The 12499-nt window shown below is 57.7% G+C and carries 8 protein-coding genes and 1 pseudogene; 5 read left to right on the top strand and 4 right to left on the bottom strand.

All coding sequences use genetic code 11. From position 1 onward, the window contains the following. Window positions 1–1405 precede the first annotated feature (1405 nt). Window positions 1406–3739 (top strand): RHS repeat domain-containing protein, encoded by a 2334-nt coding sequence (locus SPHPHY_RS21235; RefSeq protein ID WP_196802112.1) that lies wholly within the window; start codon window positions 1406–1408, stop codon window positions 3737–3739. 7 nt (window positions 3740–3746) lie between these two features. Beyond that, on the top strand, window positions 3747–4238 hold the full coding sequence (locus tag SPHPHY_RS21795; protein ID WP_156025002.1) for a hypothetical protein: 492 nt from the start codon (window positions 3747–3749) through the stop codon (window positions 4236–4238). 226 nt (window positions 4239–4464) lie between these two features. On the opposite strand, the pseudogene SPHPHY_RS22445 reads toward SPHPHY_RS21795, so the two are convergent. After that, window positions 4465–4563, bottom strand: a pseudogene (locus SPHPHY_RS22445) (integrase core domain-containing protein); the annotation flags it as partial. A 45-nt stretch (window positions 4564–4608) separates the two neighbouring features. On the opposite strand from SPHPHY_RS22445, the gene SPHPHY_RS20855 reads away from it, so the two are divergent. The 3 genes from SPHPHY_RS20855 to SPHPHY_RS0104230 all read left to right on the top strand — a co-directional run bounded on the left by SPHPHY_RS20855 (window position 4609) and on the right by SPHPHY_RS0104230 (window position 8706). Beyond that, the gene (locus tag SPHPHY_RS20855; protein ID WP_419554969.1) at window positions 4609–5403 is read left to right on the top strand and encodes an integrase core domain-containing protein; all 795 of its coding nucleotides are present in this window, start codon (window positions 4609–4611) and stop codon (window positions 5401–5403) included. Window positions 5404–7300: 1897 nt separating this feature from the next. Next, window positions 7301–8317 carry a hypothetical protein gene (locus tag SPHPHY_RS0104235; RefSeq protein ID WP_022685458.1) on the top strand — a complete coding sequence of 339 codons (1017 nt, stop codon included), beginning with the start codon at window positions 7301–7303 and terminating at the stop codon, window positions 8315–8317. A gap of 29 nt (window positions 8318–8346) precedes the next feature. Then, window positions 8347–8706, top strand: a complete 360-nt coding sequence (locus SPHPHY_RS0104230) for a hypothetical protein (RefSeq protein WP_022685457.1) — start codon at window positions 8347–8349, stop codon at window positions 8704–8706. 648 nt (window positions 8707–9354) lie between these two features. On the opposite strand, the gene SPHPHY_RS21785 is transcribed toward SPHPHY_RS0104230, so the two are convergent. From SPHPHY_RS21785 to SPHPHY_RS0104215, 3 genes are all read right to left on the bottom strand, one after another. Beyond that, window positions 9355–10044, bottom strand: a complete 690-nt coding sequence (locus SPHPHY_RS21785; RefSeq protein WP_156025001.1) for a hypothetical protein — start codon at window positions 10042–10044, stop codon at window positions 9355–9357. 1086 nt (window positions 10045–11130) lie between these two features. Further along, window positions 11131–11745, bottom strand: a complete 615-nt coding sequence (locus SPHPHY_RS0104220; RefSeq protein WP_156025000.1) for a hypothetical protein — start codon at window positions 11743–11745, stop codon at window positions 11131–11133. Continuing rightward, window positions 11742–12461, bottom strand: coding sequence for a PD-(D/E)XK nuclease family protein (locus tag SPHPHY_RS0104215; protein WP_022685454.1), 720 nt, complete (start codon window positions 12459–12461; stop codon window positions 11742–11744). The genes SPHPHY_RS0104220 and SPHPHY_RS0104215 overlap by 4 nt, the downstream gene beginning before the upstream one ends. Window positions 12462–12499: the final 38 nt, after the last annotated feature.

Genomic DNA, 12499 nt, shown 5'->3' with positions numbered 1-12499 from the left:
ACCGTCCGGTATGAGAATCGCAGCAGTACGAATCCGATAACCAGTGACTTCATAGTCACTTCGCCTGAGGGACAGGTAACCACTTACAGAGGCGTCGCACCATTTAACAACTCTCCTGGCTATTATTCTATAAGCAAGGGCGGCTTAGGAGAGATCGCGCGGTATACGTTCAAGATCATTTATACGTGGTGTGACGCACCTGGCGCGACGCTTTGTTCCGGCGGAAATACGAACCGCGTCTCTTCATTCACGAATCCGTTCAAAACAACATCCTACAGCTATCCCTACAACGACGCGCGCAAAGAGTTTCTTCAGATTAACGCCATCGAACAGGACGGCGGAAGGCAAACATTAATCACGCAAGGGCCTATTGTTTCGGGCCTCCGCAGGTTCATCAACGCGCTTGGAGCCGAGTCAAGGTTCGAATATGACAAAGACTCTCAGCTAACCACAGCTACGAGCCCGGAAAATTCCCGGACTGAATGGACCAGAGATGTGAACGGCAACGTTACCGAGCAACGAGCATACAGCAAGGATGGGTCTAGAGTTCTCACCTTCGCGTGGAAGTTTGGCCTCTGCCGAATGGGAGTTCCTACGTGCTCAAAACCTGAGACGGTTACTAACGCCAAAGGGGCTATTACTACATTCGTAAATGACCCTGCACACGGCGGGGTCACCAGGCAGGAAGAGCCCGCGGGCCGTGACGGGATTCGTTCGGTTTTAAGGCGATCGTACGTTCAGCGCCGAGCCTGGCTTGCCAGCAGCTCGGGAGGCTATGTTCAGTCGTCGACGGCGATTTGGCTTCCTTACCAGGAGCGAACATGTCGAACAACAGCAACATTGGGTGAGACATGCGCCGGCGGCGCCGCTGACGAGACTGTCACTACGTACGACTATGGTCCCGATAACGGTACTGTCGGCAATAATCTTCTCGTTCGAAGCTCTTCGACAACGGCGGCTGGCGTGACTATCAGGAACTGTTACGGTTACGACAGATTCGGCAATCGTATTTACGAGACCAAACCACGGTCGCCTGCTGCGTGCTACTAAGGTTGGGAAGGTAATTCGCATGACGGTACGCAAAAAAACCTACCTCACGGTTGCCCGCCTCTCAGTGGCATGGTTCGCATCGTACGCTACGGCGGCAGGGTCACCGGCCGAGGCTCAAAGCATTCCGTCCGATTATACCCACGCAACGCGCTACGATGCGGAAAGACGTGTGACAGGGATAATATCGCCTGACCCGGATGGAGTCGGCCCCCTGCGTTTTTCAGCACAGCGTAACATCTATGATGCCCTTGGCCGCCTCGTTCGTTCAGAGGAGGGTCAGCTAAGCAATTGGCAGCCGGATACAATACGTCCTGTTGACTGGCCGGCATTCGAGGTTTTCAGATATCGGGTCTTCGTGTACGACGCTCTGGATAGACGGACAACGGAGACACTTTACTCCGGCTCCATCATCTATTCGGTGCGGCAATTTAGCTACGACTACTCGAGTAATGTTATTTGTACCGCTATCCGTATGGATCCGACGAGCTGGACTAACCAGACTGACGCCTGCGTTCCTCAATTAGGCGGCACAAATGGGTCAGACCGGGTGACCAGGAACTCATTTGATCTCGCCGGGCAGCTCATTCAAATACGAAAAGGCGTCGGAACCCCGCTGGAGCAGGCCTACGCAACATACTCGTACACCTCGAACGGTAAACGAGAGTACACCATCGACGCTCTCGGGAGTCGTACGCGATTTAGCTATGACGGGTTTGATCGACAGACAGGCTGGTATTTTCCCGCAAAAGGACGGGCGGCAGCCTTCAACGGATCCACCGCCGCAACTGCCTTGTCGTCGGCGAGCTCTTACAGCACCGATGATTACGAAGCGTATGATTACGATAACAACGGGAACAAAGTCGCGTTACGCAAACGTGATGGACGTGTCATTGCCTATGATTTCGATCCGCTTGATCGTTTGGCGTCCAAGACCTACCCGAATGGCGGCGCGCGCCCTGTTTTCTACTCTTACGATTTGAGAGGATTACAGAAGGCAGCTCGTTTTGACTCACCAAGCGGGTCAGATGCCGTTTTGACGAACTACGACGGATTCGGGCGTATAATAAGCTCGTCGACGGTTTTAAACGGTGTCAACCGGATGGTTAGCTCACAATTCGACGCGAACAACAATCTGGCCGTGATATCGTTGCCTAATGGTTCGTGGACTTACCAGTATGATGGTCTGGACCGCCTGACCTCGATCGTTGAAAATGCCCCCGGCTCGTCGGCTTTGAACACCTGGACATACAACAAGCTCGGCCTCATAGGCGTTAACCAGGAGCGTTCGGGGAGCGCTACAAACTGGATCTATGACGATGTTGGCAGACTGAAAACTCAAACTGATACGTTTGTTGGAGGAACAGGGAATCTGACAACATCGTTCCTGCAGAACCCCGCGGATCAAATAGCCCAGCGATCTCGCGATAACAATAGCTACGTTTTTGATCGACTTTATAACGTCAACCGTACCTACACTAGTAACGGATTGAATCAATATAGTGGCGTCGGATCATCTACGTTCACCTACGACGTTAATGGTAATCTAATTAGTGACGGGACCGTCTCGTTTGCATACGACATCGAAAACAGGCTCATATCTTCGTCGAATGGAAGCTCTCTTGTCTACGATGCGTCGGGTCGTTTATATCAGATTACATCATCTCGCGGCGTGAGCAGCTTCCTCTACGACGGCGATCAGCTTGTTGCGGAATATGATGGCTCTGGAGGCCTTATTGGACAGTACGTTCACGGTCCCGATGATGACGACCCACTGATTTGGTACTCTCTGGACCGGCAACCCAAGTGGCTTCATAGAGATCATCAGGGCTCAATCGTAGCCACGGCCGATAGCAGTGGGCGCCTTGAGGCCATCAATTCATACGACGAATATGGCATCACAAAGGGTGTCAACGTAGGGCGGTTTCAGTATACGGGCCAGGTCTGGTTACCGGAAGTGGGTCTCAATCACTATAAGGCTCGCGTCTACTCGCCGACGCTTGGCAGGTTCCTGCAAACCGACCCTGTTGGCTATGAGGACCAGCTAAACCTCTACGCTTACGTCGGCAACGATCCATTCAATCAGACAGACCCCAGTGGCGAATGCCCGTGGTGCATAGGCGCCGCGATCGGCGCAGGGATAGACTATGCGGTGCAAGTCGGCGGCAATCTGGCCGAGGGACAATCGCTCGGCCGGGCTGCAACAAACGTCAGCCTGGCATCCATCGCGACATCGGCAGCATTCGGAGCCGTAGGCAATGTGGCCGGCGCACGCCTCGCCCGGATCGGAGTCAACAGCCTCTCAAATGCTTCCAAGGGGAAGCTGGGCGAGGCCGTGACCCGTGCCGGGATCGCACTCCGTGGTGAACGGGTCATTGCGTCTCAAGAAAGAGCCGGCAAAGTCGCAGCACTTGCCGGCCGCGTATCCGGCCGTGCCGCCCGTTCGGTACCAGACTTTGTAGTACGCAAGCCAAATGGAACAGTTGGAATCGTCGAAGCCAAGTTTGGAACAAGCCGACTTACAGGAGCGCAACGGGCCCTCCAAGGTCAGATGGGCTCAAGCTTCCAGACGTCACGAACGACCGCTCAGGAGGTGTCGAATGCAGCAGGACACGCAGGTAGCGTGCTTTCTGCCGGGGCGGCGCAGGCGATCCCGCAATGTCAAACGAACACAAATTCCAGTTGCAGGTAGGCACGCTATGAAATCCCCTCACGCTGAAAGCAAGGTCGTTAGATGGACAAGAAAGAATTTTCCCGGCGACACCGAAATCATTGCGAATTGCACAGCGAGTTTAGCATCAAAGCTAGCAGCGCTTGGCTTTGATGAAAAAGAAAAATGCGCCGAGGGCCTCAGTACGCAGGTTAATAGCCAATATTTTGAGCGCATAGGTGATGGTTACTTGTACTACATTAACATCATATTCGATAAATGGGGACCTCTGAAGTTCCAGGTAAATTTTGCGGCCAAAGAAGGGCATGAGCCCTACAAGTGGATCAGAGCCGGCAGCCTGTCTCGGGACAAGAAGGAAGATATGTCGTCCAGGTGGTGGGGGGCGTCATGGATGAACCTATCGAAAGAGAAAGCTTTCCTGAAAGCGTGGACTACGCTCGAGGAAAACATAATGGCGATAGTCGCCTTCTTGCTCCATGGCCAAACAGGAGCATTGATAGCTGACCTACGACTTGACTGAACCTCGCTGGCGATCTGTCAGGCAAAGGCGAGGGTCGTCGGTTGAGGGCCACCTCTTGTTTGTGCAGGGAGCAGTATCGCAGCCGTGCCGCGGACGCACACGCAGTTTTCTGCGCAGGACGGATCGACTACAGAAAGTAAAGATAATTGCAGTCGGCGGCTGATAACATATGAGCTGCTCCCCGATTTGAGGCCGCTGATAAGTTTGCTTCGGTGTCTTCATGTCCTTGGCGGGGGCGGTTGGTGAACTCGGAGGGTGCCATGCCGCCGAGGCTGCTGTGCGGACGCGCGGTGTTGTAGTCCGTCCGCCACGCCGGCTGTATCGTGAGGAGCGGCTGACGGTGCGCTTGAAAAAGGCAAGCACGTCGAAAATGCCTTTGGCTGCAAACTCTGGGGCCGCAAGCGACGATCAGCGAAGAGGTTCAAAATTCATCCTCCCAACCCCGCTCTGCGCCCTGCAACCGTCAATACCGCTTCTGACGCGCTCAGCGCTGCATCCTTGCCTGCAGCGGCATGGTATCTCCCGTCTCCCGGACATCGAGGGCGGCAAGGCCGACAGGCGGATAGCATGGAAGTTCCTCGAACATCTGCTGAAAGCCGTGCCTTACCGCACCCACACCATTCTGACGGACAACGGCATGCAGTTCGCCGAGCAGCCGCGCAACCGAAACACCGCCTGGTCGCGCCAGATGCGCTTCGACATGATCTGCGAGGCAAACGGCATCGAGCACCGGCTCGCCAAACCCGACCACCCGTGGACGAACGGCCGAGTCAAGCGGATGAAGCGGACTATCAAGGAAGCGACCGCCAAACACTTCCACCACGAAAGCCGCGACCAGCTGCGGACGCACCTCGCCGACTTCATGGCCGCCTATAACTTTGCCTGCCGGCTCATGACGCTCAGGGCGGCTCACATCCTACGAATACATCGTCAAGATCTGGACGGCAGAGCAGATCGGGTTCATCGTCGACCAGATCCACCACATGCCGGGACTAAACACCTGATCAATCAAACAACACAAAATAGGGGACATGGATTTCCCAGTTTTTGTAGCTACTACAAGCCGTTGCGCCATCCGAACCGTTATAATGCAACAACGCAGTTTTACCTGTTGTGCGGAACGTTAGCATCGCGCTGTACCAGCTTGCACACGCCTGCGGCGTAGCCCCTCCAACTGTCGTCGATAAGCTGCATACTGCCATGATACCAACATCGTTTACCCCGACGAATACACCACCTGAAGAATCTACCGCTAGATAAGTGGCGGGAGTTGCGCGACAGATGAAGGCATCCGCCACCCCGGGCAGCGATGTTGCGTAGAGGGCAATGAGACTTGCGCCCGCTCTAACGCGCGATATCATTGACCTTTCTCCTTCACGCACTTTGTCTGCGGGTATTTTGCCTGGATCGCCGCGAGAGCGGAAGCGATATCGTCTTCGCGCCTGATGTCAGGGCTCCGCGCACGCAACACGGGGGCATCCGGGGCGCATTTCGGTATTGAGCCGCTTACTTCGACGACAGACGGCGGTGGGTCTGGCCGCGCGCTCTGCGCCTGACCAGTAACCAGCAGAAATGCAGTCATCAACATGTCACCCCCTTCACCCTGGCCCCCTGGTACGCCTTGAGCGTTGCAGCAGGCATATCACTTTCCGGCTCGATAGATTCGCTCGAGAAAGTCCTCCCATTATTCGTAAGAAAAGCCGCTTGTCGCTGCGGCGATGGAAGAACTCAGATCGCAAGAACCAAACCATTTCATAGGCGTCAAACGCTAACGGACTTGTCAAGCGAGCCACCGAAGATGAGCCGGAGACGACTTATGCAACGATAGAACAGACCATTGTTTCAGCAACTGATGCGTTACGGCACGATGACGTGATCGATCGCCTCTGTGTCGACCCAATCTCGGCAATCGCCAGTGCCCATCACGACAACGAATTTCCCCTGCGCCTGCGCCGTCAGGACGAGCGCCATCATAGCCTGCCCCTGCGCCGTACTTATATCGATGACCCATCGAGCGTAATTCGAGCATGTCGGTGGAGAAGTCCGAGTACCATTATGATCGAAAAAGAAGCGACCCGATCGTGCCACTATCGTGTTCGAGACTTTGCCAGATTGAGAGATGCTGGCGCCAGCTTCTCCGGCGTGCAACGCAGCAGCAGTCGCAAGCATGACTCCGGTCCAGATTTTCCGCATCCTGATCACGCCGCCCCCGGCAAGCGTGAGAACCAGCACGCTCTGCAAGCTCCATCGTAGCGTGCGTCAGGGCGGGCGCAAGAGCGCCTTTCCGGCAATTTTCACTCATTGGAAGCAGCGGGCCGGTCTGGTCGCGAAGAAGGAGGATCGCTCGAGATGAACAAATTTCTGCTTACGCGACCTGAGCACCGAAAGCCGTCGAGTTGCAAATCACCAAACCGCGAAATCGATGCGAAGGTAGTCTCCCCGTTATGCCGGCCCAACATCCACGACCGGACGGCTTTGGGCGCGCAGCCGTCAGCTTCACCCGGGACCCTATCGCCTCAGAGACGTGGAGATCACACTCGCGCCTGTGAGTGGCGCCTATAGCAGACTGAACAGCTCCGGGCCTGCCTGAGGCGGTCGGCTCTGACTTACGCAGCCACGCGGCTTGAACACGTGAGACCGCGGTCAGCTGCCGCTCTAGCTGGAGAAGTTTGCGAGCGAATTAGCATGGGGCGCGAATAGCGACTGGAGTTTAACTTTCGACTGAATGCATGATTAGAAAAAAAACGCTACGTCTGAAGGAGTAGATCAATAAGGGTTTGGTCCGCTTACATCGTCCGCATCACGGATCGACGCGCACTGCCGTCATCAGCGTCCATTCTATCCGCACGAAGGCAGAACGACGAACTTATCGTTACAATTTATCCTGTCGTATGTGCTGAGCGTCGTACAATGCAACGATCGATGATAGGCTATCTCGACGATGAAACTGGTCCGAGTCGCGACAGTCGAGGAGAGGGGTGCCCGTTTTGCTCTACCGATCTGTAGTATGCTGCAGCTTTTTGCTGCTGTCATCGTGCTCAACAATTGTTGCGCGAGACGAGGTGGAAATTCTTCGGTCTGCGTCATTGGCATTCGGTGAGGCGCTTCGTGGCGCCGATAACGAGACCCTTACGGCGCAGCGGGCGCAGGTCATCGAAGAGCAGCGCGCCGCAGTCGCGGCGGGGATGCCGGCCGCCTTTTCAGAACGATGCCGCGGGGAAACCGACAAGGCAAACCTCGGCTTCAGCCAGGCGGTGCAGAGCGCCCCGTACGCCTCGAACACGGTCGATCGCGCTTTCGGTGCTTTCGCGACCATCCAGCCATGCGGCTTCGACGAGACGCAGCGCCCGGTGGTCAAGAACGCCGGCACCGTTCCATTAACCTTCGGTGGTATCGTTGCCGCCAGCGGCGCGGACACCCTGTCAGGAACGTCCCGTCGGCTTGAAGACTATGTTGTTGCACTCACCGACATCGCCACCGGCGCGACGGCTGACAGGACGGACGCTGCGCGAGCGCAGCTCGTCGCTGCCGGCAAGGGACTACTTGCCGCGACGAAAATCGGCGGGGCGGCTCATGCCGCGGTTAATGTCTTCGACCAAGCCGTCTCCGGGATCATCGCCGCAAAACGAAATGAGGCAACCCGAACTTTCCTCAACAGGATGGATCTGGTGATGCCGACGCTCATGGAGCGGATCGGCCTTGCGGCCCGCTATCAGCACGCAGCTGCTGCAATGGGGCGGGCTCGCGCTTCGCAGGCGATTGCACATACCGCCAATTGGACACTGAACGAGCCCAGACTCTCGCAACGCGCGAGCGGCCAAGGAATGGTGGCGACAACGGAACGTATGATGCTGTTCGACCAGCTAACGGAGCGTCTCGACGCGCAGAACATCGCGTTCATCGAGGTGACTGCCGCCGATCCGGCCGGCGCCGCCCGCGCATTCGCAGACGCTCATCATGAACTCACGGCTGTTTATAACGATCCGCGCAGTAATCGTCTCGCATTGGCCGAGGGCCTTGCCGAATTCACCCAAGCGGCCGTGGCCCTAGATGCCGCGATTGGTAAAACACAAAAATAGCTTCAACCTTAGTCTGATGGAGGGTAGTGATGGCGGATCTTTTAAAGCGTGCCATTCGCGAGATGACGCGGGCACGCGATGAAGCAACGGCAGCTGCGGAAGAACTATTTCGCCGCAAGCAGGACGCGATGGACCGCGGGGACTTTCGTGGCTTTGAGCGCTACTCTACAACATATAAGGCTGCTCTGGACACCGAAGACAAGGCGACCAAGCGCTTGATTGCCGGCCTTACGAACCCGGATGACGGCGATGTTGCCAGCCTGAAGGAAGCGACTGACGAGCTGGATGTGCATCTCGAGAAACTTCGCTCAGAGGAAAAATCGCTCAAGGATGTCGCGGTCGCCATAACCGCGCTAACCCATGTAGTACTTTTGTTCGGATTTCTTTGATCCGACTCCCACAAGTGCGATGAACAAATGTAAGATACAATCCAGTGTCGGATTTCAGCCAGGCGCACCGAGCGCAGGGCCAAAGTAAGCGGTTGAGTCCTGTAATCGTGAGCTTACCCAAAGGTCGGCAGTTCAACGCGGTAGTTTTGTTAACCTTTTGGCTAGTCCTATGTCAGCTGGCAGGATAAACTCAAGGAAGTGCTGCCAGATCAGAGTGGCGGCAGCGTTGTCGCCGCTAACTGCAATTGCTCGGAGCATCGGCGCCGAAGCCGTCACCTGGTCGCGGATTACAGCCTGCGCGCGGAGCGGCGCTACCGTCGCATTGGCCGAGCCAACTCGTGCACAATGTCACCGAGGGCATCGCGGCACATCACAATAGAGACAGGTTTACGCAAGCCGGCTACCGATAGTATCGGAAACGGGAGTCGTTTAGTGTATCACACGATAAAAGCTGGCGAATAATCGCACAGCAACACAATACTTCAGAACGATGCTCGTTCTCGGCCGCCCATACGCCACCCAAACGCGAATTTTGTTTATCTGACCATAATAAGTCGGATCACTGCTATAGCAGCGCGCTTGACCGTCCCACCACCCTCAGCATGTCATCACCGAATATGCTGAGTGGGCGGTAGAGCGCGGTGCCGTTTATGTTGATCGAATGACGTTCATTGGCGTCCGCCGATACCTTCTGCGTGACCTCGTCGAAGGTTCGGTCGGGCATGTAGATCGCCGAGAATCCCATCCGTTTGTAGAGCGACATCCGCGAGCAGTCCAGAATTCGCGGGCCTCCTTGAAAAATCCGAACCCGACGCCTTCGATCGAATTGGCAGAGTAGAGCAGCCGCTCGCGTGCGGCTTCGCTCTTGACCGAAATCACAAGGTTGGTCGGTGCGCACGGGATGAGGATGTCCCCAAGGGCCTGAAGCGACTGCATCCTCCCCTCGTTCATCAGGACATGCCCCGGCATCTGCCAGATGGGCCACCGGTCACCGCCTGTGAGCATGGCGGGGATCCCCGCGGAGGCAAGCACCTCGCTGCACAGCAGTTCCATGACGGTTCCGCCGCGGGCGCACTCCTGCAATGGTCCGGGATTGAAGCCCGGGGCCGAGGGATGCTGGATGAGAAATGCCTGATGGACGTTGGCGGACGTTATCGGCACCTGCAATGTCAACTCGCAGAAATGAACAACCGCCCGCGCGGTCGGGGTCGTGTCGACCTGGTTAAACAGGCACGGACAGAGCAGCAGCAACCGATCGATTACAGCGGCCGGCACACCGGATGGAAGGGTGCGGGGTACTCCGGGGTGGGTCGGTGGTCCGTTGAAATGTGCTTTCATCCACGCGGTTGCTGCGCCCCGGAGTGCGGGCGCCAGCTTTATACCCTCATGGGCAAATACCGAGGCCCAGTCAGGTGCACCGTGGCCGGCCGGGCAGTGAGGATGAAGGCAGAGCATGGTGCGACATGGCACACGATGGCGAATTGTTTAATCCCATCCGGCCCAGCTACATAGTGCCGCCTACCTGCCTTGGCGCAGTAGAGTACCGATTGCGCTGCTTCTTCGTACGGCGCGAAACGACGATGCAAGCCTCCATGCTGGGGGCGGGCCACGTATTACATTGACCGGAACATTCGAACCGGCAAGGACTCGAAGACAGCCGCTGGATCTGCATTGTCTCAGCGCCCCGACAAAAAGAAGAAGTAATTGATGGGGGCCGGTCGGTACCGGCCCCACCCATCTGGTACGGGTATCAGCAAGCTGAGACCCACTTGCAGACATTCCGGGCGCCCTTTCGCGTTCCCAACTTCCGACATTCATTCATCCGCCGCGGCGAATATGCAGCGCTGCAGGAATGCCGAAAATTGTGGACTGCCTTGCCTAGCAGCTATCCGGCACGTCGATGTGGATAGCTGCCGCTCGTTGTAGCCGGCCGTCCCGAAAACGATCCTATTTTGGGAAAGGCGATATTTCTCAGTTGCCCCCCGACCTTGCCGCAACCCTCGGCATACGGTCAGATTTCCAACTCGCTTCCAAGATGGTCTAATCAGCCCACGTAGGCAGGTTGGGAGCGCTGGACATGGCCACGCCCCTACCCTGCCCTTCTTACCAGCCGGTTCATTTGGTCTAGCGGAGCCCGTGCGAGGAATTGCATTCGGTCAGCCCGTGCCCCTGCTCAAGGAATACGGCCTCATCCGGCGGAGGTCTTCGCCGTGACCCCGGCCGGTCCCAAGCCTTCGGCAAAGGTTCGGGCGATCGTCGATCACCTGGTCACCGCGCTAGGCGGGGCGGGTTGACGCGAAGCCATCCCGGCTGAGTCCGAATTAGAGGGAATTCTGAGCTAGGCCTCCTTTCCCTCGGCTGGAGCAACGGGTCCGCCAACCTGGTAAAGTGAGGTCGACGCGCCTTCTTCTTCTGATGTGCCCGCTATCGCGCGGCGCGGCTCGCCGCCACGGCTTCGTCAGCGGCCCTCAAAGCGTCGGCCGCCGCCTTACGGAGCGGCGCGAGATCGGGCAGCGTGCCCGGCACCTCGCACTTGGTCTCCAGGACCTGCCATCCCGACCAGGCGTTGTCGTCACGCCACCGGAAAGGCGGAAAATCCTCGTCTATGAGCACCACATCCGCATCTTGGTCCTCGATGGAGAAGCCGATGCTGAGCGCGTGCGGCTCGAGTTCGACGTGGGTGTAGAGCACGTAGGGCTTCTGGTAATGGTAGACCGTGAAGGACTTCTCTCCCCAGATCAGGTCCGGCGTGACCGCATATTCCTCGTCGACCAGCTCCGCGAGCGGCGCCGGGTCCCAGTACGCGCCGATCTGCTCGCCCCAGATCGCATTCCATAGCAGTCGGAGGAAGTGGGCCAAGTCGTGGCGCGTCAGCTCCGCGCCGCCCCTCGCGCGAAAGTAGGTGTCGAGTTCCGACCACTCAAGCCCCGGCGGCAGCGTGTCGGCCTCCACGGTCAGCAGAGCGTCGACCGCCGTTCGCACGGCGGGGTCTCGCATGTAGGCCGCGACGGTCGCGGGCATTTCAGGTCCATCGGTCATCTGACACTCCCAGTGCGTTCCCACAGGGTCCGGCGGAAGCGCCGGAATTCCTCGTCCACGGTCGGCTCGGTGAGGCCGGCGTCGAACCGCCGCAAGACCTCGCGCCAATGCACGAACCGCCAGCGCGCATTGCGCGACATTTTCTTCCTCGAGGGGCGCGAGAGCTTCTTGCCAAGCACGATGAGCGCACCCGTTCGCTTACCTGCGACATCCGGCATCAGCGCCATCTTCAGCTTTGCACCATGCCGCATGTATTCGCTCAAAGGATTCCCCTTCAGTCCGTTTTCGAACTTGGCCTCGATGACCGCGCCCCACGTGCGGCCATGCGCCTTACCGTGGATGAGGAGATCGATCCGGCCACGCCCCGAGGGGATCTCGGCCCCCACGGAGAGTTCCTCCAGGTCCGAGGGCCAGGGGATCGTCGGTGCAAGCGCCCGCAGGAAAAGGCGGATGCGGTCGTCGCCCTGCGCGAGGAAGTGCTGCAGGCCCTTGGTGGCCTGCGTCTCGCCGAGCCAGAGCCATCTGAGCGGTTCGACGTGCAGGCTGTGATGCTCGCCAGCTAGCCCGAAGTGGTTCGAGATCGCCTTGATATGCGAGGACCGGTCTCCGACTCCGCGCTCGATCGCTTCGGATGCAGTCAGGGCGTCCCGTGCGGCCAGGCCGATGCGGTAGCCCCAAGACCTCAGGGCGGTGAAATGATATCCGCCGCGGGTCACCGCTAGGAGGTCTGCAGGATATGGCGGGAGCGCCGACC

Source organism: Sphingomonas phyllosphaerae 5.2 (assembly GCF_000419605.1).
Lineage (GTDB): Bacteria > Pseudomonadota > Alphaproteobacteria > Sphingomonadales > Sphingomonadaceae > Sphingomonas > Sphingomonas phyllosphaerae_B.
This window is presented reverse-complemented; position numbering and strand designations above follow the sequence as displayed.